21 protein-coding genes are annotated in these 24,681 nt (G+C 58.2%); 6 read left to right on the top strand and 15 right to left on the bottom strand.

What is annotated here, in order from left to right; translation table 11 throughout:
* Positions 1 to 91: 91 nt before the first annotated feature.
* A complete protein-coding gene (locus BSR28_RS05735) occupies positions 92 to 760 on the top strand; it encodes a potassium channel family protein (protein ID WP_073709327.1) in 669 nt (222 codons plus the stop codon).
* Between the two features lie 80 nt (positions 761 to 840).
* Here the strand turns inward: BSR28_RS05735 and BSR28_RS05730 are convergent, their stop codons facing one another.
* Positions 841 to 2,166: an LCP family protein gene (locus BSR28_RS05730; RefSeq protein WP_083563119.1), complete on the bottom strand. Its 1,326-nt coding sequence runs from the start codon at positions 2,164 to 2,166 to the stop codon at positions 841 to 843.
* Between the two features lie 104 nt (positions 2,167 to 2,270).
* On the opposite strand from BSR28_RS05730, the gene radA reads away from it, so the two are divergent.
* Positions 2,271 to 3,650: a DNA repair protein RadA gene (gene radA, locus BSR28_RS05725; protein ID WP_073713596.1), complete on the top strand. Its 1,380-nt coding sequence runs from the start codon at positions 2,271 to 2,273 to the stop codon at positions 3,648 to 3,650.
* A gap of 92 nt (positions 3,651 to 3,742) precedes the next feature.
* On the opposite strand, the gene BSR28_RS05720 is transcribed toward radA, so the two are convergent.
* Entirely contained in the window at positions 3,743 to 4,801 is a 1,059-nt protein-coding gene (locus BSR28_RS05720; RefSeq protein ID WP_073713595.1) for a hypothetical protein, read from the bottom strand.
* Here BSR28_RS05720 and BSR28_RS05715 point away from each other — a divergent pair.
* Complete coding sequence (locus BSR28_RS05715; RefSeq protein WP_073713594.1) at positions 4,800 to 5,024, top strand: hypothetical protein; 225 nt, start codon at positions 4,800 to 4,802, stop codon at positions 5,022 to 5,024. The two genes, BSR28_RS05720 and BSR28_RS05715, sit on opposite strands and share 2 nt — an antisense overlap.
* 41 nt (positions 5,025 to 5,065) lie before the next feature.
* Here BSR28_RS05715 and BSR28_RS05710 read toward each other — a convergent pair whose 3' ends face one another.
* From BSR28_RS05710 to dacB, 9 genes are all read right to left on the bottom strand, one after another.
* On the bottom strand, positions 5,066 to 5,569 hold the full coding sequence (locus BSR28_RS05710; protein WP_073713593.1) for a DUF3180 domain-containing protein: 504 nt from the start codon (positions 5,567 to 5,569) through the stop codon (positions 5,066 to 5,068).
* Positions 5,570 to 5,572: 3 nt separating this feature from the next.
* A complete protein-coding gene (gene folB / locus BSR28_RS05705) occupies positions 5,573 to 7,084 on the bottom strand; it encodes a dihydroneopterin aldolase (RefSeq protein ID WP_073713592.1) in 1,512 nt (503 codons plus the stop codon).
* Positions 7,081 to 7,926 carry a dihydropteroate synthase gene (folP, locus tag BSR28_RS05700; RefSeq protein ID WP_198928935.1) on the bottom strand — a complete coding sequence of 282 codons (846 nt, stop codon included), beginning with the start codon at positions 7,924 to 7,926 and terminating at the stop codon, positions 7,081 to 7,083. The genes folB and folP overlap by 4 nt, the downstream gene beginning before the upstream one ends.
* 5 nt (positions 7,927 to 7,931) lie before the next feature.
* On the bottom strand, positions 7,932 to 8,516 hold the full coding sequence (folE, locus tag BSR28_RS05695) for a GTP cyclohydrolase I FolE (RefSeq protein WP_073713591.1): 585 nt from the start codon (positions 8,514 to 8,516) through the stop codon (positions 7,932 to 7,934).
* Positions 8,513 to 10,555, bottom strand: coding sequence for an ATP-dependent zinc metalloprotease FtsH (gene ftsH, locus BSR28_RS05690; protein WP_073709335.1), 2,043 nt, complete (start codon positions 10,553 to 10,555; stop codon positions 8,513 to 8,515). Before ftsH ends, folE begins: the two co-directional genes overlap by 4 nt.
* A gap of 90 nt (positions 10,556 to 10,645) precedes the next feature.
* A complete protein-coding gene (gene hpt, locus BSR28_RS05685; RefSeq protein ID WP_073709336.1) occupies positions 10,646 to 11,197 on the bottom strand; it encodes a hypoxanthine phosphoribosyltransferase in 552 nt (183 codons plus the stop codon).
* A gap of 82 nt (positions 11,198 to 11,279) precedes the next feature.
* Entirely contained in the window at positions 11,280 to 12,446 is a 1,167-nt protein-coding gene (gene tilS, locus BSR28_RS05680; protein WP_073713590.1) for a tRNA lysidine(34) synthetase TilS, read from the bottom strand.
* The gene (locus BSR28_RS05675; RefSeq protein WP_073713589.1) at positions 12,446 to 13,603 is read right to left on the bottom strand and encodes a zinc-dependent metalloprotease; all 1,158 of its coding nucleotides are present in this window, start codon (positions 13,601 to 13,603) and stop codon (positions 12,446 to 12,448) included. Before BSR28_RS05675 ends, tilS begins: the two co-directional genes overlap by 1 nt.
* A gap of 1 nt (position 13,604) precedes the next feature.
* Positions 13,605 to 15,056, bottom strand: coding sequence for a D-alanyl-D-alanine carboxypeptidase/D-alanyl-D-alanine endopeptidase (gene dacB / locus BSR28_RS05670; protein WP_073709339.1), 1,452 nt, complete (start codon positions 15,054 to 15,056; stop codon positions 13,605 to 13,607).
* Positions 15,057 to 15,288: 232 nt separating this feature from the next.
* Here dacB and BSR28_RS05665 point away from each other — a divergent pair, with 232 nt between their 5' ends.
* Both BSR28_RS05665 and BSR28_RS05660 read left to right on the top strand, forming a co-directional pair.
* A complete protein-coding gene (locus tag BSR28_RS05665; protein ID WP_073709340.1) occupies positions 15,289 to 15,786 on the top strand; it encodes an inorganic diphosphatase in 498 nt (165 codons plus the stop codon).
* Positions 15,787 to 15,924: 138 nt separating this feature from the next.
* Entirely contained in the window at positions 15,925 to 17,502 is a 1,578-nt protein-coding gene (locus BSR28_RS05660; RefSeq protein WP_198928934.1) for a peptide ABC transporter substrate-binding protein, read from the top strand.
* 225 nt (positions 17,503 to 17,727) lie between these two features.
* Here the strand turns inward: BSR28_RS05660 and BSR28_RS05655 are convergent, their stop codons facing one another.
* Positions 17,728 to 19,338 carry a C40 family peptidase gene (locus BSR28_RS05655; RefSeq protein ID WP_073713588.1) on the bottom strand — a complete coding sequence of 537 codons (1,611 nt, stop codon included), beginning with the start codon at positions 19,336 to 19,338 and terminating at the stop codon, positions 17,728 to 17,730.
* Between the two features lie 304 nt (positions 19,339 to 19,642).
* On the opposite strand from BSR28_RS05655, the gene BSR28_RS05650 reads away from it, so the two are divergent.
* On the top strand, positions 19,643 to 20,923 hold the full coding sequence (locus BSR28_RS05650; RefSeq protein ID WP_073713587.1) for a hypothetical protein: 1,281 nt from the start codon (positions 19,643 to 19,645) through the stop codon (positions 20,921 to 20,923).
* A 39-nt stretch (positions 20,924 to 20,962) separates the two neighbouring features.
* Here BSR28_RS05650 and BSR28_RS05645 read toward each other — a convergent pair whose 3' ends face one another.
* The 3 genes from BSR28_RS05645 to feoB all read right to left on the bottom strand — a co-directional run bounded on the left by BSR28_RS05645 (position 20,963) and on the right by feoB (position 24,671).
* On the bottom strand, positions 20,963 to 22,099 hold the full coding sequence (locus BSR28_RS05645) for an alpha/beta hydrolase (protein WP_073713586.1): 1,137 nt from the start codon (positions 22,097 to 22,099) through the stop codon (positions 20,963 to 20,965).
* Between the two features lie 77 nt (positions 22,100 to 22,176).
* Positions 22,177 to 22,545: a helix-turn-helix domain-containing protein gene (locus BSR28_RS08950; protein WP_083563653.1), complete on the bottom strand. Its 369-nt coding sequence runs from the start codon at positions 22,543 to 22,545 to the stop codon at positions 22,177 to 22,179.
* Positions 22,545 to 24,671, bottom strand: coding sequence for a ferrous iron transport protein B (gene feoB / locus BSR28_RS05635; protein ID WP_331203663.1), 2,127 nt, complete (start codon positions 24,669 to 24,671; stop codon positions 22,545 to 22,547). Before feoB ends, BSR28_RS08950 begins: the two co-directional genes overlap by 1 nt.
* Between the last annotated feature and the right edge of the window lie 10 nt (positions 24,672 to 24,681).

Here is a 24,681-nt window from a genome sequence, read left to right as displayed (position 1 = left end):
CGCGAAACCACCTCGGCCCCCAGCAAACGACCAGCGAAACCAAACCAAAAGCTTTAAACTGCACACAGGTTCAAAGAAAGAAGGAAACGCCATGGCAGACCGCTCCCGCAATGACGCCTCAACCCTAGTGATCGGACTAGGACGATTTGGCTCCGCCGTGGCCGCCACCCTAGACCGCCTAGGCCAAGAAATCCTAGTGGTCGAACAAGACCCCGCAGTTGCCGAACGCTGGACCGGACGCATCCCCCTAGTGCAGGCAGACGCCACCAGCGCCGACGCCCTCAAACAGGTCGGGGCCGCCGACTTCACCACCGCCGTCGTCGGCGTGGGCACCTCCCTAGAAGCCTCCGTGCTAATCACCGCGAACCTAGTCGACCTAGGGAACGTAGAAATCTGGGCTAAAGCGACCTCGCCCGAACACGGCCGCATCCTGCGACGCATTGGCGCCCACCACGTGGTCTACCCCGAATTCGACGCCGGCCAGCGTACCGCCCACCTAGTTGGTGGCCGCATGCTGGACTACATCGAACTAGAACGTAACGGCTTCGCCGTCGTGAAGATGCTGCCCCCGCGCGAAATTCAGGGCTTCACCATTGCCGAATCGGAAGTACAGTCCAAGTACGGCGTGAAGATCATTGGCGTTATGTCCCCCGGCCAGCAGTTCGAATACGCCACCAAGGAAACCCGCGTGGATCGCGACGACATCCTGATCGTTTCCGGCGACTCCGCCCTACTGGACGCCTTCGGTCGCCGCCCGTAAACAAAAAATGCCACCCGCAGGGGTGGCATTTTCCTTATTAAGACTTAACGCACCTAAGTGCCGTTACCGCTTAGTGCAGCTCAGTGATCTTGAGGGCAGTGCAGTAGGCCCAGGTTGTCCTCTTCCTTATGTTCCTTAGAACCATCGGGAAGTGAGGGTGCTGCCGGGGTCTTAGCGACCTCGTCATCAGAAGCATCCGAATCCGAACCGGACTTAGGCTGCTCTTCCTCCTCTTGGGCCGGCTGCTTCGGAGTCTGCTGTCCAGATTCTGAACCGGTTTCCTGCGCGGGCTCAGACGGGGTTGCCGAATCCGTATTGGCCGGCTGCTGATGCTGCTGCTCTTGCTGCTTAGCCAGTTCAGCAGCTTCTTCCTCAGCCAAGGTGGTGGGCATGAACTGCTCCCAGACCTTTACCGCATCAGAAGTCAAAACCACACGGTTACCTTCCGGTTCGAAGGGTACCCGCAGGGAAATAATGTCATCCATGGACAGGTTACGAAGGGCATAAGCCAAACCGCCCAGAGTGGTGGCGCTGGAGATGGACTCACTGAACTGCAACATGTCCTGAACCGAGTTAATCAGTTCCAAGGTCTTCAACGGATTAGAGAGGATCCCCTGCGCTTCTACGCGAGCCCAAACATTACGCAAGAAGTAATGCTGGCGAACCTGACGCTGAGTATCAGAGCCATCACCCACACCCTTACGGGCACGCACGAACTGGATCGCTTCCATGCCGTTTAGGTGGCTTTCCCCGGCAGGCAGCTGGAAGTCACCAACTGAGTGCGGTTTAAAGGGCTCAGCTAGACAAACATTCACGCCACCGATCGCATTAACGACCTTGGCGAACCCGGCGAAGTCAGCGACGACCACGCCATCAAGGTGGATCCCGGTGACCTCATGGAAGGTCTTAGCGGCACAGGCCACGCCATCGGCAATGCTCTTATCACCATTGGACCAGGCAAAACCGAAAGCCGTGTTGAACATGGCGTCACGTCTAGCCGGTACCACTACCCCATTGCTCAGTTCGCACTCGGGGATATCGACTAGCGCATCGCGAGGCATTGAAGCCATGTAAATCCGTTTACGGTCCGCCGAAATCTTGACCACAATGGTGGTATCAGCGCGGGCACTCTCATCGTCGCCACCGCCAATCTCAAGGTTTTCTTTACCCTCACGGGCGTCCGTACCAACCAGCAGGAAAGTTAGGGAACGACCGGCTTCGACATCCGGGATTGACTGGCTAACTGCTTTACCGGCAGTCTTAGCGATTTTTATCTCTCGAATATCCGTTAGGGCGTGCGCCACGAAAGCCGCCACGGTCACGAAAGCAACCAAGATGGTGAACAGCGTTAGCAAGATCGGGCGTTGCACCCGGGCCCTACGACTAGTCGAATGTAGGAATGGCACTGAGGACCCTCCTCGATAAAAATCATTAACTACCTAAGTTTAAGTCAATCCTCAATCTGTGTAAATCTCCCACCCAAGATTCAGATAACGTGTACTGTTTTTACATGGCCAAATCAAAGACTTCCTATCAGTGCACCGAATGCGGTTGGCAAACCACCAAATGGGTGGGCCAATGCCGCGAATGTCAAGCCTGGTCAACGCTTGAAGAGCACACTCCCACCGCCCAAACCGCCACCGGTCCCGTGACTGCCCTAGCGCCAAAAAGTGCGGCAAAACCCATTAATGAGATCTCGGCACACCTGACCGCCCGCCGTTCCACTGGCGTCAGTGAACTAGACCGCGTCCTAGGTGGCGGGATCGTCCCCGGGGCCGTCATCCTCCTGACCGGCGAACCGGGCGTCGGTAAGTCCACGCTCCTGCTGGAAGTCAGCGCCAAGGCTGCCGCCCAGTCGCGGGCCGACCAAAAGAACCCGGTCCTCTACATTACCGGTGAAGAATCAGCCGCCCAGGTCCGCCTACGCGCCGAACGCATTGAAGCCCTAGACGAAGACCTACTCCTAGCTTCAGAAACCGAACTAGGGGCCATCTTGGGCCATATTGAAGCCCACCAGCCTTCCCTGGTAGTCATTGACTCCATCCAGACCATGTTCAGCGCGAATGTCGAAGGCAGCGCCGGCGGTATCGCCCAGGTGCGCGCTGTTGCCAGTGCCCTGATTGCGGTAGCCAAACAGCAAAACGTCCCCGTCCTACTGGTGGGACACGTAACCAAGGACGGTAATATCGCGGGCCCGCGCGTCCTCGAGCACCTAGTGGACGTGGTCTGCCACTTCGAGGGCGAACGCCACGCCCAGCTGCGCCTCCTACGCGCTATCAAGAACCGTTACGGCGCCACCGACGAGGTCGGCTGTTTTGAAATGTCCGACGCTGGCATTAAGGGCTTGGCCGATCCGTCCGGATTATTCCTTGACGAGGTCGCCGCGCAGGTTCCCGGTACTTGCGTCACCGTGACCTTGGAGGGCCGGCGCCCCCTAGCCACCCAGCTGCAGGCGCTAGTGGCCCGGGCGGGGGCAGGCTCCCCGCGCCGAACGACCTCGGGCGTAGATAACTCCCGGGTCGCGATGATGTTGGCGGTTTGCCAGGCCCGCCTGGGGATCGATTTTTCTTCGCTGGAAGTTTATGTTTCAACCGTGGGTGGCGCTAAAACTACCGAACCGGCGGTGGACCTGTGCCTAGCTTTGGCGCTGATTTCTGCGGCCTCGGACCGATCCCCGAAAGCGGATCTGGTGGCGATCGGCGAAGTGGGCCTGACCGGTCAGCTGCGTTCCGTTAGCGGCATGCAGCGTCGCTTGAGCGAGGCCGCGCGGCTTGGTTTTAAGCAGGCGCTGGTGCCCTCGCAGGGTTTCCAGCCGCAGTTTGCGCCGAAGGGCATGAAAGTGACCCCGGTCAGCTCGCTCAAAGAGGCCGTTGCCTTTGCGCTAGGGTAAGGGCAAAAATAGTCATAACTGACTACTAAAAGGGCCCGATAGCGGAGCACGCTTCACGCTAGCGCGGGGGTCAATCGGGTTTCGGCCACTAGCTAGCGGATGGTGAAAGCGACCTCGGACTTGAGTTCCGGTAGGGTTCGCACGCTCAAACTGGCCTTGTAAGTACCCGCCGGAGCCGGGTCCCCAAACTGGCACTCACCCTTGGTGGTGTGGGCTTTCCAAACGATCTGCCGCTGGTAACTGGCCTTCGGATCCAGCATGATCGAGGGCACTTTAACCTCTGGCGTGCCACATTGAGACTCATAGTAGGTGTCTTCCCCGCTGGTTACTTTCACCATCAGGTCATCGCTGGAGGCTTCCAGCGTGCACGGGTAGGAACTCTCATTCGTGAGGGTCAGGTTGAAATCAACGGGCTGCCCGAACTGCGCGACCGGGTTGGCTACTTCAAGGACGGCTTTGACGTCTTTCGGGTCGCAGCGGTAGACCTTCATGGGCACTTCCGAGGTCGAAGGCGGCTTTGGCAGGCCAGTCTCTGGGTCGTGCGTTTCGGGCTGGCCGAATAGTTTGATCCCGCCCAGCACTAGGGCCCCTAGGATGCCCGCGATAATCACCACGTAGAGGATGATCCAGGCGGTTTTTTCTAGGATTGGCAGGTTCGCTAGACCCTGCTTGGGGGTCAGGTAGCGGGTGATTAGGCTAGGTTTGCGGGGGGCGTTTTCTGTGGGCGAGGCCGCCGGTCGCACTCCCGATACGGGGCGTTTTTTGGTGGCTTTAGCCTGTCCGGCTTTCCCGGATACGGGCCTTCCTTGACCGCCTTTCCCGGGGACTGCTTTGGTCTGTTGCGGACGAGCGGGAGCGCCCTTCGCACCCGCTTTTTTACCTGCGGTGCCTCTAGGTGTGGTTCCGGCTCCGCCTCGGCCTGAGGATGCAGCTCCACCTCTACCTGAGGTTCCGGGGACGGCTGGGCCTTTCCCGCGTGGTGCGCGAGCGTTCGAGACCGCTTTTCCGCTTCTGGGGGCGGGCTTTTCACCTCGCGGGCTTGGTTTTCCAGTTCGTGGGGCGGGTCGACCGGCACGCAGGCGGGCAGCTTCGGCAGCTAGTTCCTCATCGCTCATTTGGGCGGATCGACGGGCTTGTTCCCAAACACTCATGGGTTTAGGGTCAGGCGTTTGGGACTCTGACTTAGCTGATGAGGCTTTTGGTTTCGAATCCGGTTGTGCACTGGCACTGGGGGGACCGGATTTCTTTTTGGGGCTTAAAAATTCTTCGGGATCCAACGGCGTTTTGGGGCGCCCGGCCGCGGGTCGCTTCCCACTTTTGCCCGCACTTGAGCCTACTGGTCGTGCTGGTCGCTTTGGTGAGTTCGGATCCTGAGGTGTTGCCATAAGAAAAAACTTACGCGATGAAAACGGCGGTTAGGAAGTGGCACGCCGGGGAAAGTCAACGGGGTTTCCTTCCCGGTTCGTCTCTGATCCCGACTCATTGTCTTTATCTAGCAGGCACCAGTGTTCCACAATCAGGGCCACGACCAGTAGGACGATGGCACCTACTAGGCCGTAGATGGAAGCAATGCTTAGGGCCCGGAAGGTCTCTGCTTCCCAGCGGGTGGTCCCATAGGTTAACAGGGCCCCTAGGACGCCAATAAAAAGGCTGGAAGTGTAGGCACTGGAATGGCACATAACCGCAACTTTGAAAGCCCCAGTAGGGGTCATTTCGGTGTACTGACCGCGCTTTAATTTGAGCACGCGACGTCCTTGCACCCACAGGTAAACCGCGGCAGCTAGGAAAATGACACCTAGGATCGGGGTGGGAATAATGGGCGATTTACCGTTGATCACCAGGCTATGCGTCCCGGCGTAGGCCCCTACCGCTCCCAGAACAGCAATCAAGCCCATAATCGGGTAGCTAATGCGACGCATAGGCTATCCCTGTTCCCCTTCTTCACGCGGCATGCGCATCTGTTCGAGCTGCTCCTGCGTGAGGATCGGGATGGTCCCGGTGGTGGTGGGCCTGACAACTACTCGACGCTGGGTGGTAGTGCGGCTAACCAAGTTCGTTAACGTGGGCGTTTCATCGTGGTCTTCGGCAGAGAGTCGATCAAAGTAATCCGGGGCGTCATGTTCACCCGGTCCCTCTGAACGATGCTTAGCGTAGGCCTCGTCTGCCTCGTTGAATAGTTCCCGGATGGGACGGCGCCTAGGGGCGCGCACGCGATGCGGGACTTCATCAGGCCGGTCGGTATCTAGGGTGCGGGGGCCGACCACCTCGCCCAGGTTGACCTTCGGGTCCACGGTCAACCAGTCATCCCAAGTCTTAATGATGTCGGCTGCCTTATTGCCCGGCTGGTCCTTTACCGGTCCTAGGCCCGCTAGTTGCGCGTTTTCGTCTACGGCCAGCCAAGGCACTAGCACGAAGGCTCGCTGATGGGCCCGAGGGTGCGGCAGGGTTAGTCGGGTATCTTGCCCGGACAGGCTACCTGCGTTGATCAGGTCAATGTCTAGGGGGCGAGGCTGCCAGTGCAGGCCCAGCTTGCGGCCCGCCTGCTCTTCTAGGTTCTGAGTGAAGTCGAATAGCTCGCCCAGGGTCATGGTGGTTTTAACAATGACCACGCAGTTCAGGTAGTCCGGCTGACTGGGGGCACCCGGGTCCAGTTGTGCCCGGGTGCGCACTAGTGGGGAGACCTCTTCGACGTTAATCGCGGGGTTGTCGATGATTGCTTCTAGAGCGGTGAGCATCTGCTGGCGAACGTCCCCCTGGTTACCGCCTAGCGACAGGACGACAGGTTCTTCGACCAGTTGGTTGCAGATTTCGGTACCGTGGGTTTCAGCGGCGGCCTCGGCTTGCGGCTGGCGGGCGTGGCTGGAGGCGGCTGTAGCCAAGCCGATTGCTCGGGTGGCCGAGGTCGTAGCGACCGGTTCTGGAGCCTCTGCCCGGTACTGGGGTTCGGCCGGCTTCGGAGATTCCGGCTGGCTTAGCGGCTCAGGCTGGCTTAGCTGCTCCGGCTGGGCGTCATTTTGGGGTTCAGAATCGTATTTTTGCGGAATCGTCAGCGGGTGCTGACGGGCCCACTCGCGGTCACGCGTAATGGAGACGCTAACGTCCTCGTAAGAAACACCTAGGTCAGCCTTCGGCTTGTGAACGGTCACGGTCAGGTTCTGCAATAGGGGCATCTGGAAGAGCTGCTGAGCGATCCTCTGAGCTAGGGTTTCCAGCAGGTCGACGGGCTCTCCCGTCAAGATGGCCTCAGTTTCTTTGGCGACCTGCGCATAGTTCAGGGTGTCATCCAAGTCGTCGCTTTCGGCGGCCCGCTGCGTGTCTAGCCCTAGGACTAGGTCCACTACGAAAGGCTGCCCCTGGGTACGTTCTTCGGGGTAGACCCCGTGGTATCCCAAGGCAGAGATACCTTTGATGGTGATCAGATCGAGGTTGCTCATCGCGTCGTCTCCTTTGATTGCGCGGCTAGCAGTTCTTGAGCTGCTCGAATAGCTTGTACGCTACCTACCACATCATGAACTCGGGTTCCCCAAACGCCCTTAAGGGCTAGGAAACCAGAGACTACTGCGGTTAGCGTGTCACGGTCTGTGGCTTGGTGTTCCCCGTCCACTAGATCGCCGAGGAAGCGTTTCCGGGATGCACCTACCAGTAACGGGCACCCTAGGGAGGCCAAGGTGTCCACCCCCGCCATCATGGCCCAGTTGTGTGGGGAACGCTTGGCGAATCCTAGGCCCGGGTCCACGATTACCCGATCCAGTTCAACGCCCGCATTTTCTAGGTCTTGGAGCTGGACCAGCAGTTCACGGCAAACCTCACTGAGGGCATCCTCGTAATTGGCGGCTTGGTCCATCAGGTCGGGGGTGGTGCGCCAGTGCTGGCAGACGTAAAGGCAGTCAAGATCAGCGATAGTTTTCGCCATGTCTGGGTCGTAGCAGCCCCCGGAAACATCGTTGATGATCGCGGCACCGGCCTCCGCGGCTGCGCGGGCGGTTGCTGCGTGCAGCGTATCGACAGAGACCGTGATGCCCTCTTCTACTAGGGCTCGAACCACGTGCATGATTCGTAGCTGCTCAGCTTGGGGGCTAATACGGTCAGAAGCAGGGCGGGTAGATTCGCCACCAATATCAATGATGGCCGCACCCTGTTTGATCATTTCTAGTCCCCGGGCTACCGCATCATCTACATCTTGATAGCGACCCCCGTCAGAGAATGAATCGGGGGTGACGTTCAAGATTCCCATCACCCGGGTGGGGGCGGGATCTAGAAGTGCGGAATAAGGCATGGGACTCACCTTCCACCGGCCGGGGCGATTAGGGCTAGAACTTCTGCCCTAGTGGCCGGATTATTTCTCATGGCCCCACGCAGGGCACTGGTAACGGTTGAAGCACCGGGCTTAGCTACCCCGCGCACGGTCATGCACAGGTGTTCGGCCTCAATGACCACGGCACAGCCGCGGGGCGAAAGCTTTTCTTCGATTGCATCAGCGATCTGCATGGTCAGGCGTTCTTGGACCTGTGGGCGACGGGCGTAACCGTCCACCACGCGCGCTAGTTTCGACAGGCCAGTTACTTGCCCATCTGCGGGCAGGTAGGCCACGTGGGCCTTCCCGAAGAAGGGCAGTAAGTGGTGTTCGCACAGTGAGTGGAAGGTGATATCGCGGACCAGCACGACCTCGTCATGGCCAATATTGAAACGGGTTTCTAGGTGCTTGGCCGGGTCGATATGCAGGCCGGAAGTCATCTCTTCAAAGGCCTTGGCGACCCGCATGGGGGTGTCTGCCAGCCCTTCCCGATCCGGGTCTTCCCCGATGGCGACCAGCAGTTGCCGGACCGCCTGAGCGGCGGCCTCGAGGTCTACTGGCTGTTTGGTCACTGTCCGTCCTCCGGGGTGATCCGCGGTTCGGGGGTCGGTTCGGGCTGCATCTGCGGGGCCGGCTGGTTCGGGGCCTCTTCGGTACCCACTACCGGGTTACCGAACTTGGCACCCTCAACGGCCGCCTCAGAGAGGTAGTTCCAGACCGGGCGTTCGGGCTGCTTACGGACGTTCTTGAAGATTTCCTTCAGTTCGTCCTCTAGCAGGGTTTCGTCTTCGAGCAGACGTTTAGCCAAGTGGTCCAGGATGTCACGGTTACGGGTGAGGATTTCCCAAGCCTCACGGGTAGCACCGTCCATTAGGTTGCGGATTTCTTCTTCCACGGTACCGGCGACCGGGCCCGCAATGGGGGTTTCCTGCTGGCCGCGACGCTGACCGGTCAGGCCGTCAGAGGCGCCACCACCCAGTTTCACGTTACCGATCTTGTCAGAGAAACCGTAGTCGGTGACCATCTTGCGAGCGTTCGCGGTGGCGTTCTGAATATCGTTCGAAGCACCAGTGGAGGGGTCAATGAAGACTAGTTCTTCCGCGACACGACCACCCATGGCGTAGACCAGATCGTCTAGTAGCTGGTTACGGGTCTTGGAGTAGCGGTCCTCAGAGGGCATCACCATGGTGTAGCCCAGGGCGCGACCACGAGGCAGGATGGTCACCTTGGTGACCGGGTCCGTGTAGTTCAGGGCGGCCGCACATAGGGCGTGGCCACCTTCGTGGTAGGCGGTAACGGTCTTATCGTGATCGTTCATCACGCGGGTACGCTTCTGCGGGCCGGCAATGACGCGGTCAATGGCCTCATCGATGGCGCGCATGTCAATGACGTTCGCTTCTTCACGGGCGGTAAGCAGGGCGGCCTCGTTAAGGACGTTAGCTAGGTCAGCTCCGGTAAAGCCCGGGGTGCGCTTAGCGATATGCGCTAGGGACACATCCGGCATGAGCGGCTTGTTTTTAGCGTGGATCTTAAGGATGGCTTCGCGGCCCTTGAGGTCCGGGGCTTCCACGGCAATCTGACGGTCGAAACGACCGGGACGCAGCAGGGCCGGGTCCAGCATGTCGGGTCGGTTAGTGGCGGCAATCAGGATGACGCTGGTGCGCTCATCGAAGCCGTCCATTTCGACCAGTAGCTGGTTTAGGGTCTGTTCGCGTTCTTCGCCGCCGCCACCCATGGCAAAACCACGGGCACCACCCACGGCATCGATTTCGTCAACGAAGATGATCGCCGGTTCGGCAGCCTTAGCGCGGACGAAAAGGTCACGGACGCGGGAGGCACCCACACCGGCGTACATTTCGACGAAGTCAGAACCAGAGATGGAGAAGAAGGGTACGGAGGCTTCACCGGCAACGGCGCGGGCCAGTAGGGTCTTACCGGTGCCGGGCGGGCCGTAAAGCATGACACCGCGCGGGATGCGGGCGCCGAGGTTGGTGTACTTCTTCGGGTTGGACAGGAAGTCGCGGATTTCTTCTAGTTCTTCCACGGCCTCGTCTTCACCGGCCACATCAGCGAAGGTGACGTTCGGGCGTTCTTCGTTGAATTCGCGGGTGCGGGCTTTGGCAAAATTGCCCAGTCCCCCAATGCCTCCGGATTTCTTAAGCAGGTACGCGTAGAGGAAGTAGAAGCCGGCAATCAGGATGACCATGGGCAGCACGGTCTGCATCAGCATGGACCAGAAGCCGGGCTGCGGGTTCAGGGAGTTGTAGCCGCCCTTGGGGGTGTTGGCATTGATCAGGTTGATAATGCCTTCGGCCTGGGCGCGAGTGTAGGTGAAGGTGACGTCTTTACCGTGGGGAACTTCCTGCTGATCTTTTAGTCGGGCAGGGGTGGTGTATTCCTTTGAGAGCTGCAGGTTTACCTGCTGGGTGCCCTCATTGACCACCACGCGTTCCACCGTGTCACCGCGGAGCAGTTCCAGACCTTCGCTGGTGTCGATCTGAGAGGGAGAGAAGGCCACGCTCAGAGCCGAATAGACGAAGGCCAAAATCAGCAGGACGGGAAGTACCCATACCCAGCCTTTGGCTCCGGGGTTCTTTTTCACCTGTGCCATTAAGTCCCTTTCTTCAGGTTCAGTCCCGACTGGTTCCGCAGGTCTTCACCTGAGGCCCCGGTTTTCAAAGCTTTGAAAATCCCGGCCGGGTTAGCGTTCGTAAACGCGTTTCGCAAGGATTCCAACGTACGGTAGGGTGCGGTACTGTTCCGCGTAATCCAGACCGTATCCGACCACGAAGTGGTTAGGAATGTCGAATCCTAAATAGCGTACGTCGACATCGACCTTGGCGGCTTCTTTTTTGCGCAGGGCGGAGGCAATCGCGACCGAAGCCGCACCGCGACTCTGCAGGTTACGGGCCAACCAGGAAAGGGTTAGGCCGGAATCAATGATGTCTTCGACAATCAGGACGTGGCGACCAGCAACGTCAGTGTCAAGGTCCTTAAGGATGCGGACTACGCCAGAAGACTTGGTGCCCGAACCGTATGAGGAAACTGCCATCCAGTCCATGGTGACGGGGATGGTGAGCTTGCGGGCTAGGTCAGCCATGACCATTACCGCACCTTTAAGCACGCCCACTAGCAGCAGGTCTTTGCCTTCATAATCACGGTCGATTTCTTTAGCCAGTTCCGCTAGGCGTTCCTGCATTTGGGCTTCAGTAATGAGGATTTCGTCAAGGTCGGGATGTTGCTCTGCAGCCATCTGGTTTTACCTTCCAAGGTAGCGACTTTAGTGATTACCGGCTGGCAAACACATATACGGTTATTCTACCGCCGCCGCGCGCTTAGCTAAAACGCAGTCTGAGTGGAGCCCCCTGCGTGGGAACACTCAAGCCCGGTTGGCCGTGCTCAGTTGGCTTGTCTAGGCGGATACGGGCCGCCACCACCCCACCGGGCAGGTAGACGGGACCCTGTCCCCTGTAGTCATTTACCAGTGCGGTCAGGGCTTCAATATGAGTTGAGTTCAGAGCCGCCCCGTTAGCTCCTGCCTGCAGGGCCGCCAGTCGGACCGTGCGAGAGATAATGGCCGGGTGCAGTCCCTGCATGGCTTCCCAGTCAAGTTCTAGGCGTGCCGTACGTCCCGTGTAGATAGAAACTCCGGCCGGCAGGGTCACCTGCCGTAGTAGTTCAGAGGCAATCTCATCTAGGCAGTCATTATCGCGGCGCAGCTGACTGGCAGTGCGCATCAGCGCGGGAGCGGGATCTTGCCCCAGCGCGGCAGCCAAGCTAGGTAGAGCGAACTCGCGAACGGCAGCCCGACGCAGGGCGGAACCATCAGCGGTCCGCCAGGGCCCATCTGCCCGGTTAGTGGGATCGTCAATAGCCGGCAAGCCCAGTTTTTCACAGGTCAAAACCGTATCGTGACGGCGACACTGCAGTAGGGGTCGCATGATCGTGGGGTCGTTTTCGGTAGCAGGCTGACTAATCGGCTCCATCCCAGCTAAAGACCGCAGGCCCGAACCGCGGGCCAGCCCCAGCAGGACCGTTTCTGCCTGATCGTCCAGCGTATGCCCCAAAAGCAGGTAGACCGGGTTGCCCATTGCGCGCTTTAAAACTCGACAAGCGCGCTGGAGTGCCTGGTGACGACCTTCGCGGGCGTTACCTTCTGGCCCTAGGTTGGACTCTTGCCGGGTAAGCGGCAGGACCTGTGCGGTATTTACGCCCAAAGTGCGGGCTAGGGCGGAAACCTGCTGCGCTTCCTCGGCCGAACCGGAACGAATCCCATGGTCCACGGTCAGGCTTTCCACGTGCCAACCCTGACGGCGAGCGTAATCCGTAGCCGCCACCAATAAGGCCAAAGAATCCGGGCCTCCAGAGCAACCCACTACTACCGTAGCCGGCTGGCCGGCGGGAATCGTACTGAGGGCTTCACGGACGGCCAATGAGACCCGTCGGACGGCACCCTTAGGGTTGGGCCCGATCAACTCTGTGGCTCTGACATTGGCATTCATTAGATTCGTCCTTGTACCCGGCTGATCCAAAGATTCGGGTCAGCCAGTTCTGCGCTGGTAGGTAGATTCTCAGGGCTAACAAAGATCAGGTTCAGCAGACCTTTACCGCCCTGCTGCTTAATGTACCTCAGAAAGCGTCGTGCTTGGGCCGCATTGAAACGAACCGGCGCTAATCCTAGGGCCCGGCCCCAGGTGCGGATCAGCAAAGCCGTGGGCGAAGGCGCCAAAGCCGTATGGATCCGAATCTGTGCGATAGAAGGAAGATGCAGGGGCTGAATATCCTCTAAGGCCACCCGCTGGTAGGCGTCCATGAGCCCGGCTAGGCGGGCAAGTTTCGCTAAGGCCTCACCGGGGTCTGCCTCAGCCACTGCCGGTTTTCCAGGCTTTTCCACTGCGCCAGGTGCAACAGGCGAAGGATCATTGGCCGCTACTTCCCCTTCGGCAGTTTCCGGCAGGGTCAAGGTGTATCCCCGCGGGCCCCGAACCCGACCCAGGGTGCTGGGTGGTACCGGTGGGGCCTGAGGGGCGTCCTCGGGGGCTAAATCAACATTGCGTAACGCCTGCAGCAGGCCGGGTAGAGACAGGTCCGCCAGGCTGTGCGCGCGGGCTCCCTGGAGGACCGCGTCGATCTGATCCTGTAGGTAGTCGACCAGCCAGGGGGCGGCCTCGAACTGAAGGGCGTAGAGGGCAGAGCGCAGCACCACCCAGCAACGGAAGTCGATGCTGTCTAGGCGGCTAGCGCGCTCGGCCGCGTAAATATTGGGGGCGACGGCGAAAATCTGACGGCTGATCGGATCGTAGTGACCGTAGAGCCTAGTGGCTAGGGCGTTCATGGTGGCGCTCACGGCTAGGACTCGAAGCGGGGAGCCTAGGGCGCTGGCATCACTGTCAGACTGGGCGGCGTTGGTGGCCGCTACGAAGGTTTCTAAGGTTTCCCCTAGGGCTTTGATCCAGCCGGGTCGGTCCACGGAGGTGACCTTGACATCTTGGAGGATCGGAGCGGGCAGGCCGGTTAGGTTAGCGGCTAGCTGGTAGGCAGGTTCTTGGGCCGCAGCAATCAGGTTGACGGTACTGCGGGCGCGACTGCGACTGACCGCCGGTCCGGGTAGGACCAGTTTGGCCGCGAGTTTAGTGGCATCTGCCCAAGTTGAGAACATGCTACTTCTTCCTTACCGTGCTCAGTTCGTTGAGGAATTGGTCCATGGCGCCGCGTACTTCCCAGACGGCTCCCTCTTCGAAATTATCCGCCAAGAGGGCAAAGCTTAGCAAGTGCCCATCCTGGGTTCGCAAATATCCGGCCAGCGCGGAAACTCCCGGCAAAGATCCGGTTTTGGCGCGTACTTGGCCCGCGGCGGCTTGCCCGGCAATCATGCGGTTGGTGAGGGTGCCATCCCAGCCTGAGACCGGTAACAGCGTGGGTAGGAAGCTGAGTTTCGGGTTCTTCAGGTCGTGATTTAGTAGTGAGGTCAAAGAGGCCGCGGTGACGCGGTTATCGTGGTTCAGACCAGAGCAGTCCTTGAGGCTGACCCCTTCAGTGTTGACGCCCTGTTGTTTGAGGTAGTTGACCATGGCTTGCGCGGGGGCCTCGTAGTTGGGCACAACCTTTAACGGCCCGGCCAGGATGCGGCAGTACTGTTCAGAGAGCGTATTATCTGAGGTTTTTTCAAGGAAGCGCCAGATGTTTTCGTTGGTGTCTGAGGTGACGCTTGCTAGTGGGGCGAGGCCGTCGGGGACGATCCCGATTTTGATTTTGGGGACGGCAGCGGGCCCAGCTTGGTCGGGCTCGTTGGCGATTGAGATACCTTCAGCTTTGAGCGCGTCAGCAAAAACGCGTAGCGCTTGGGCCTGCGGGTAGAGGTTGAAGACCTGGGCTTTTTGGGGGTTGGTGCGGCCTTCTAGGACGGCCATGTCAGTGGTATTGCCGGAGTAGTTTTGGATCCCTTGGGCTCCCCAGGCCCCGTTGCGTTCAGGTCCGTTGATGGCCGTATCGTCTAGGACGAGGGTGATGGGCGCACCTAGTTTTTTCAGTTTGGGGGCGGTTTGTCGGGCTAGGTCGCCGAGGCCGGCGTATCCGGCGGCACGGTAGGTGCCGATTTGGTTACCGCCGCCTTTATCGGCACTGAGCAATAGGTCACCGTTGCTTTTTAAGTAGAGTTCGTGGCCACTCAGGTAGGTCTCGGTTTTGAAGGTGCCATCTGGGGGTAGTAGCTCGGCGGCGGTTGAGATCGTGTAGAGCTTGGTGGTGGAGGCCGGAATCATGGGCTCTTTAGCGTTGATTTCGATCCAATTTTGGCCGGTCTGGGTGTCGGTGACGACGATGGCGACTTTACCTTTGGCCTGTTTGATTTTGTTTTCTAGCTTTTGGGTGATGGGGGCTAGTTGTTCGGGGCTGGGTGCTTCAGCGGGGGTTGCTTGGGCGGCAGCTTCTGGGGTTTGGTCGCTTTGATAGGGTACCCAGGCTTCGGGGGTAGGTACTGGGGGCAGTTGTGGTGCTGGTTTTAGGGTGAGGAAGCCGGGTACGGCATCATAGGCGTCGGCTGCCAGGTATCCGCCCATTCCGAGGGCGAGGGCGGCCCCACTGAGGGCGGCGATTAGCTGCCGTTTTTGCACCTTTTTGCTCCTTTTTGGTTTTGGGCCGCGCAACCGTGCACGGAGGGTTACGCACTACACACTGTCCCTAGGTTATCGGATAAAGTGACCTATATGGGAAAGCTAGCCTGACTGCAGTTCTGCGCTGCTACCACTATAGTTATCTATAACTATATTTTGAGGTACTTGGTCAGGACCGCTTTTAAGGCTCCGTGGCCTGCTAAGACTTTGTTTAACCGAAAGGACCGGCATCATGGAATTTGATGTAACGATCGAAATCCCGAAGGGGAATCGTAACAAGTATGAGGTCGACCATGAGACGGGCCGTATTCGTCTAGACCGTATGCTGTTCACCTCTACCCGTTACCCGGATGATTACGGCTACATTGATGGCACTTTGGGCGAGGATGGGGACCCCTTGGATGCGCTGGTACTGCTGGAAGAACCGACCTTCCCGGGTTGTTTGATTCGTTGCCGCGCACTGGGTATGTTCCGTATGCGTGATGAAAAGGGCGGCGATGATAAGGTCCTTTGCGTTCCGTCCATGGACCAGCGGGCTTCTTGGCGTACTGACATTGAGGATGTCTCTGAGTTCCACCGTCTGGAAATCCAGCACTTCTTTGAGGTCTACAAGGATCTTGAACCCGGCAAGTCGGTTGAGGGCGCTCACTGGGTAGGCCGCGAGGCTGCTGAGGAAGAAATTCGTCGTTCCTTTGAGCGTGCTAAGGAACAGGGTTACGAGCACCCCTAGGTCCTAAACCTTAGTTTTTCGCCCGGAAAGGCCTTATGAGGATAGTCTCAGATGGTGCCTTTCCGGGCTTTTTCATGGTCATTTTGGTTTACGCTTTTTAAGTCCATCAACATTTTTTACACCGTTATGGAGGACTCCATGCATAACCGAATGACTAAGTTCGGCCTAGTGGGTCTTGCTTCTGCGCTTGTCCTAGCAGGCTGCTCAAGCACCGCCCAGCAATCTGAGGCAAACGCCCCGGTCAGCTTCTCTGCCTGTGAAGCTCAGTCCGGCATTGCCCCCGGTATCACCACCGAATTCTGCGGTATGACCGTAGTTAACCTAACTTACGGCCGTCTCTTGGCCTACGACGAGAACGGCAAGACCTCTAACGAACTAGCCGAATCCGTCACCTCAGATGACAACAAGACTTGGACCATTAAGCTCCGTCCGAACCTAAAGTTCTCTGATGATTCTGATCTAACTGCGGAAAGCTTCGTGAAAGCTTGGAACCTAGTAGTTCGCGAAAAGCAGTTCCAGGCTTCTTTCTTCTCTAACGTAGAAGGCTACGAGCCGGGCAAGGATATGACCGGTTTGAAGGTAGTCGATCCCCAGACCTTCACTGTCACCCTACAGCAGGCTGAATCTGACTTCCCCATGCGTTTGGGCTACATTGCTTACGCCCCGCTTCCCGAGGTCGCTTTTAAGGACCTCAAGGCTTACGCCGAGAACCCGGTTTCTTCCGGCCCTTACAAGCTAACCAAGTGGGAACACCGCAAGAGCTACACCTACGAAGTTAACGATAAGTACGATGGTCCCCGCAAGGCTAAGAACGCTGGTCTAGAGGGCCGCGTTTACACCAACCCGGATGCTGCCTACAACGATTTGATCGCCGGCAACCTGGATCTAACCCAGCACATTCCGGACTCGGCTCTAAAGACCTTCAAGGATGACCTAGAGGGTCGCGCCGTTTCGAGTCCTTACGATGGCAACTCCATCATCAAGATTCCGTTCAACGTGAAGCACTTTGAAAAGGGTGAAGAAGGCCAGCTACGTCGCCAGGCTATCTCCATGTCGATTAACCGTCCCGAGGTCGTTAAGGCTATTTTCGCGGACACTAAGACTCCCGCAACTGACTTCACTGCTCCCCTAATCGAAGGTTACAAGGCTGACCTACCGGGCAACGAAGTTCTCAAGTTTAACCCGGAAAAGGCTAAGGAACTGTGGGCGAAGGCTGACGCGATCTCTAAGTTCGATGGCACCTTCAAGATTGCTTACAACTCTGATGCTGGCCACCAGGCTTGGGTTGACGCAGTTGCTAACCAGATTAAGAACAACCTGAACATTGACGCTGCTGGTGATTCCTACCCAGACATGAAGTCGCTTCGCGACAAGGTTTTGAATGGCGACATTCAGACTGCTTTCCGTTCCGGTTGGAGTGCCGACTACCCGTCGCTGTACAACTTCCTAGGCCCGATCTACCAGACCGGTGCCGGCGCAAACGATATCAAGTTCTCTGATCCTGAGTTCGATAAGCTACTCAATGAAGGCCTTGGTTCTGCCTCTAAGGAAGAAGCGCTTAAGAAGTTCGATGCCGCTCAAGAAATCCTCTTCCGTGAACTACCCTCGATTCCGCTTTGGTACCAGTCCGTTAACGGCGGTTGGTCCAACAAGATCGATAACGTGAAGTTTGGTTGGGATTCCCAGCCGCTTTACTGGGAAATCACCAAGAAGTGAGTTCATAGCAGCGCTATGGGGGTTCACTGAAGTGTTCCCCGATAGAACTTAAAGTCTAGAACTTAAAGCTTTGGCCCCACCGTTTTGGTGGGGCCAAAGCTTTGTCTATTTAAAGGTCTTAAGGGAAGGGGCGTCCTCGTAAACTAAAAGCTTACGGCCACTGAAAAGCTCAAGGTGGCGCGCTAGCAAATCAACCCGTAGCGCCCGGGGGAAATCCCGCCGAGACTAGTTAACGCGGACGGCGTAGGGCATGATTCGACGGTAGCGGACCGAGGTTTCGTGAACGTTTTCTCCCGGAACGGGAGCTTCCACCATTCGGCCACCGCCGGTGTAGATTGCTACGTGGTAGATTCCAGAGGCCCCACCAGAGTAGGACCAGAAGAGTAGGTCACCGGGCTTGGCCGCGTCGATTGGAATCTTACGTCCCGAGTTGTATTGCCGGCGCGAAGAGTGCGGTAGGCGGACTCCCTGGGAACCCCAGGCGCCCTGGGTTAGACCAGAACAGTCATATCCGCTGTCATCATCGCCGCCCCAAACATAGGGGATGCCAATCTTTGAGCGAGCCCAACGGATTGCCCCCTGGGCACCGGAAGCAGCTGGCGCGCTAGCGTTTGAGTCAGCTTCTTTTTGAGATTCGCGTTCAGATTCTTCGCGGGCGCGCTTTCGCTCGGCTTCTTCGCGAGCACGACGTTCAGCTTCTTTCCGCTCACGTTCACGGCGTTCGGCGGCCCGACGATCAGCGGCTTCCTGTTGCTCTTTTTCCCTTTGCGCTTCTGCCCGACGACGCTCTTCGGCCGCACGTTTTTCACGGTCAGCCTTTGCTTTGGCTTCGGCGGCCCGACGACGCTGGGCTTCACTACGATCTCGCTGAGCCTTTTCCTGTTCTTGACGGGCTCGCTCTTCCGCAGCCTTAGCTTCACGGTCTTTACGAGCCTGCTCTTCCCGGGCTGCTTGCTGGCGCTTTTCTTCGTCACGCTTGCGAGCAGCTTCGATTTCAGCATCACGCTTGGCTTTTGCTTCAGCTGCTTGACGGTTCTTTTCTTCCTGCTCACGCAGTCGTGCTTGGGCTTGTTTTTCGGCGCGTTCATCAGCTTCGCGTTCCAGCTGTTCCTGGTGGCGTCGTTCTTCTTCGATCGAGCGCTGACGGATTGCCGCTAGTCGGGCGATTAGGTCTTCGCGTTCTTCAGCTAGGCGTTTGACTTCTGAATCGACATTCTTGGCAGCTGCTTGGGCAAGCTTACGTTGCTTATTAACTTCTGCGGCGGCTTTCTCACGGTTTGCAACTTCCGTATTAGCCTGTTTTTCTAGGACGCGGACTACCGCTTGAGAGGCCTGGTACTTCTGTAGTTTTTGCTGCGCTTGGGAGCCAAAGCGTTCTTGGAAGACTTGGCGTCGCTGCACATTGTCTAGGCCATTTTCTTCTAGGTAGGGAGCTAGTGTGGCAAGGGAGACCGAGTTATCACGGTAGACCGCGGTCACAACCTGCATTAGTTCCTTGCGGGCGGCTTCTGCCCCTTCACGGGCCTTAACGGTGGCTTCTTGAGTGTTGCTGAGGTTCTTTTTGGCTGCTTCTAGGTCATCGACAGCTATCTGGTAGTCTTCGGTGGCCTGTTGGGCTTTGATGAAGGCTTGTTCGCGTTGGGTCCGTAGGTTTGCCAGTTGCACTTCCATGTCGGCAATCTGGGCGGGACCGTTTTGCATGACGATCTGGTCGGTGCTGGGACTGGGGGTGGGTTCCGCATAGGCGTTACTTCCGCCCAAAGAAAGTAGGGAAGCAGTGACGGCGCAGGCCGTGAGGATCACGATTCTGCGCTGGTGTTTCACAGTTTTAGCCACTGGGAACCTTCCTTGTGGGTGGGGTCAAGATCGTTCTTGGGTAGAGCTGGTTGACCAGAGTCGAACCTAGCCTACCGAATTTTCACCACATAAACAACAGTTTTCACATTTTTAACAATATTCACATTGTTAACATTAACCACAACTTTCACATTTTTAACAGGCACCTTCTCTTTCCCCGCACCTTTAGCACCTTCTTTTAACCAGTCTGCTTCCTTTCGGGCGCGTACCCTTCACCAGCCTAAAATTCCATGGAATAATGGGGCTAACGCGGCTTGCAAGCACAGTTAGGGGAGTTGTTTTTATGGCACTGTTTGAGTACGATCAGGGTCGTTTTTTCCCTGCCCAGTTCGGGCGGCCAGTATCCTCCGGGATCTCTGCTGAAGTTCTTCACTCTTTAAGGGAACAGGTTCTTGATCTGCTTCAACGCCCCTTCTTCCCCGTTAAATGGCTGGGCGACAGTAACCCCTCACGCCTAATCGCCTTGGACGCTTCTGGCCAGGTCGTTTCCATCCAAGTAATTGAGACCCTTGATTCTGCCCGGATGGTTTCTTCCCTGGCAGCTTTGAACGAGGTTCGCGGCTTAGGCTGGAATGAACTTTCCGCCCTCTACCCCGGCGGTCAAGCAGCTTTCAGCTCTAGCTTGGCTCAGTTCCGCTCCCAGGTACCGGCCAATAGCTCCCCGGGTCCGCGTCTGATTGTGGTCACCACCCAGGTTGACGAGGACGTGCGTCCCGCCTTGGAGGTTCTAGCCTCCTCGGGTATGGAAGTTAACGAGGTTTCTTTGCGGGAGATGTCCAATGGACGCCAGTTCATTGAGATTACTCCGGTATCTCAGTCTTACTGGGGTTACAGCCCACTCTGGTTAGGTGGTCGTTCAGATTCAGTTTCCGAACTCCCCGCTGGCCAGGAGGTTTCCGAAGCACCAGCTTTACAGGCTGCCCCGGAAGCCCCACAGGCCCCGCAGGTGCCGGAGTCAGTTCCAGCTTCAGAAGAAAGCGAGCCGAAGGTCTTCGAAGCTGAGGACACTCCCCTAATCCACACGGAAACCCACACCCCGGTTTCTGCCCAGGCTCCCCAGGCCACGACCGAACCGGTCGCCGACACTCAGGCACTACCACTAAATCGGGTCTCAGATGAACTAGCCCTAGCGCAGGGACGTCGCACATTCCCCTCTCGCCGTCGTCGCACCCGCGAACCACAGGCGGAAGAAAAGGTAGCCCCGACCCTAAATCGGGACGAAACCGCCCTCTCACTGATCGCCCGTTCCGTGGGTGAACCCCTTGAGCTGGTGGCTCTAGTTTCGGGTCAGGTTGAAACCGTGCAGCTACAGCTAGATGGCTCCCTCCACGGCGAAGCAGGCGCAGTTTCCTACACCCCAGCTATGGCACTTGAGGCTCTAGGGGAAGAACCGGAAGATGACGCTTGGGGCACCTGGCACATCCTCGACCTAGAAGGCCCCTCGCTAGCGGACGCCCTCGATGAAATCAACCAGGAACTAGCCCATGAGACCCCAGCTCCGGTTGAACCAAAACCAGAGACCAGCCCGCACGGGATGCTAATCCCCTCGCGTCGCCGTCACTGAAGTACCGCGTCTAAAGAACTAGGTGCAGGCACTAAAACCCTAGGGGCAAAGTTTAATCTCTGCCGGTTCATCAGCAGCTAAGGTTCGACCCTGCTCATCGCGCAGGTTAGCGTCATACCAACGGTAGAGGTCACGATAGAACTCCATCCGAACCTCCGGATCAGACAGGGTAATATCATGCTTCGATTCGTAGCGAACCAGCTGCACATTGCGACCCAAGCCAATGGCCCGCAAGGCAATCACGTGGACATCTAGGACGGTATCTTGGCGACGCATGATCGGCTGCCACACATCACCAGAAGAAGACTGTACGGACGCACCGACAAACACGGGGCAGTCAATATTCAACCCTTCAGCCACTACCGCATGGGCAGAAATAATCGCATGGAACCAACCGGCTCTGGTGGCGTTCCCGTGAGGATTCTTCCATAGCTCATTAGTTTGCCAACCCCCCTTAACCGAAGGATCATCCGGCCAGTCAGCCAATTCCGGGGGCACCGGACCGTCAGATTCCAACCAACCGGTCAAAGACATTCCGTAAAAGTTAGTGCCTCCCCCTAGGGGTAATACTCGTTTGGGATTACGGGCTGCCACCTGTTGCACAATGGGTGTTGAAATCCCGCGAATCGAGGCCGCCGTCTGCAGCTCCAGCCAGGGCGAGTTCAATACCAGACCGGCCAATGCTCCCGGGTGGCGATCCGCCCACATAGCGGCCGTCAAACCACCAGTCGAGTGGCCCATTAGCACCAGCGGCAGCGGCGCCTCACGTCCCTGTTCGCGGTCGTAAGCGCGGATCGCCTTGAGGGCCGCATGCAAATCCTCATCATAAACCTCGAGGGTATCCACATATCCGAAGGTCTGATACTCGCGCAGTGAGCGCCCATATTTCCGCAGGTCCAGTCCGTAAAAACCGCCCCCGGCGCGCGCTGTATGCCTGGCCAGTTCCTTTTGGAAAAAGTAGTCATTCCAGCCGTGCAGGTAGAGCACGTTAAAGCGGGGCTCCCCCGGGGTACCCGGTAGTTTCTCCGGGTCAGTTTCGGGATCATGCCGGACTAGGGTCGCTACGACCTCGCCCTCTTCGTCAGGTTCTAGTGGCAGGGCACGCGCATAGAAACCGGCGCCAAGAACGTCATCTCCCCAGTGATCAGTGGGGGCAAAAAAGTAATCTGCGGGCATATCAGTATTCTACCGACCAAAGATAAACGCCGGCAAAGCTTCACCCCAATAAGTCTCAGAGGCCGACTTCGCCAATCCTATTTCCGGAGCAGCGGGCAGGCCGCACAGTGTAAGCGTGCCTCCACCGTGACCGCCCCATCCGGACCGCAACCACCTAGGCCGGAAGCGCAGAGGCTATTGGCGTGGGCGGCGGCGCCCCCTCGTTGAAGCTGATCCACGAAGACTTTCACGAAGGTTTCACTGACACCCGCGCGCGCGGCAATCCCAGAAATTGTTCCGCCGCGCTTCATTGCCTCTAAGACTCGGGCCGAGGGCGCTTGGGGGCGCTTCTGGGGAGCAGAGCCCCTTCGCGATAAGGCAGGTTCCTTTGGTGGGAAACCTGCGGCCTCCCGGGTAAAGGGCCGCTCCTTTGGCGGGAAAGAAGGGTCAGGTAGGTTCTGGGTCATCAGACAAATAGTTTACCGATTTGGAAGACACCCACCGCTAGCAGCCACGCGATGACCAGCTGGGCGATTACCGCAACCGTGGTCATCTTCCAGCCGATTTGTCGGGCCTGTTCGGCGACTGTGGCCAGACAGGGCGTGTAGGTAAGCACAAAGATCAAGAAGGCGATTGCCGCCAAACGGGGTGCTTCCGGAGCCGACTTTTGGAAGGAGGCGTTCACTAGTTCGGGTAGCTTACCCAAGTCCTCGCCGTTGTCCTCGGCGTCGCCGCCATCGACCTCAGGGTCTAGGGCGTAAGAGGTAACGATCGAAGAGACCACGGTTTCTTTCGCGACGAAGCCGGTCATTAATGCACCGGTCATATGCCATTCACCAAAGCCGGCCGGCTCAAAGACCGGTTCTAGGACCTGGGCGGTACGTCCGTAGAGGGAATCCGACATGGGGATTTCGTCCGCGAACTTGTAGTCACCCGCCATGGGGATAGCGGCCATTAGCCACACCACCAGGGTCATGGCCACGATGGTCGCGCCAGCACCCTTCACGAACTGCCACACGTGCATGACCGTGGTGCGCAGCAGTACCAGGTAGCGGGGCATTTGGTAGGCCGGCAGGATCAGCATTAGCGGAGCCTGACCGGAGCCGCCAAAGAAGGGCTTGAGGATAAGGGCACCCAGAACAACCATCAGGATGGATACTGCGTAAAGGCCAAAGACCACCGTGCCCACGTTATCGGGGAAGAAGATGCGGGCCACCATCAGGTAGATGGTCAGGCGGGCGGCACAAGAGGTGTAGGGAATCAACAGGGTGGAGACGATGCGCTGGCGGGCAGAAGGCAGTGATTTGATGCCTGCTAGGGCTGGTAGGTTGCAACCAAATCCCATAATGAAGGGCAGGATTACGCGGCCATCTAGACCCAGTGAGCGCATCACACGGTCACCCAGGAAGGCGGCACGGGCCATGTAGCCACTGTCTTCAAGGATGGAGATTGCTAGGAAGATAACGGCCATGAGCGGCACGAAAGAGGCCACTACGCCCAAGCCGGTGCAGACACCGCCGACTAGTAGGTGCTCTAGCCAGCCACCGTCGGCGCCGATTGCCGCTAAGCCGTGCGAAGTCAGGTTCGCTAGCGACCAGGCGCCTTCTGAGTCATCGCTGAACAGTGCGTCGAACCAGTCTTGCACTGGGCCTACCCATTCACCAGCAATCTTGAACAGCAGGTACATCAGGGCAAAGAAGAAGGGGATGCCCACCAGCGGGTGCAGTAAGAATCGGTCGATCTTATCCGAACGGGAGGGCTTAACCTCTGCCGGGGTGTCGTTCTCTAGGCCGGCACTGAGAGCTTCTACCCAGTCGAAGATGGCGGCGGCTCGCTGGGTTGCCTGGGCGCGCTGCTCAGCTTCTGGGTCGGCCATCCCGCTGGGTTCGATCGGTAGTAGTTCTAGCTGATCGGGGCCCGTGGGTCGACCGCGGTCCTGGGCTAGGGCGGTACGGTTGCAGCACCCACCGGGCAGTTCGTTTCCCGGCTGCGGACGAGTATTTAGTTCCCGGTATCCCGGAGCATTCGGGTCAGGGTAAACGCCACGTACCCGCGGGGCGCTATCCAGGCTCTGCTGGATGAACTCGGTAATGTCGGCGGCAGCCCCCTTCTTGCGCGGGTCAGCTACTAGGACAGGGATACCTAGGGCGTTGGAGAGTCGATCCTGGTCAACGTGTTCACCCTCGTGCTCTACGACGTCCGCTAGGGTGACTACTGCGGCGACTGGCAGGCCCGCCTGGGCGACCTGCGCTAGTAGGTAGAGGGAGCGGCGTAGGGCGGTGGCATCGAGGACCGCTAGGACCAGGTCGATGCGTTGCCCGTTTTCGATATCGGTTAGGGAGCCGGGTTTGCCGGCTAGGGTTTCGGTGACTACCTCTTCGTCTAGGCTTTCGGGGATTAGCGAGTAGGTGCCCGGCAGGTCTAGGAGGCGCGCATTCAGGGAGGCGATCCGACCTTCCATCACGTCGACGGTGGTGCCCGGAGCGTTTACGACCTTTTGTTTTGAGCCGGTTAGGGCATTAAAGAGGGTTGATTTTCCAACGTTTGGGTTACCGACCAGCACTACGGTGGGCTGGCCTCCACTTTGCTTCACGCAGGGCGCT

Origin of the sequence: Boudabousia liubingyangii (assembly GCF_001907245.1) — a bacterium.
GTDB lineage: Bacteria > Actinomycetota > Actinomycetes > Actinomycetales > Actinomycetaceae > Boudabousia > Boudabousia liubingyangii.
This window is presented reverse-complemented; position numbering and strand designations above follow the sequence as displayed.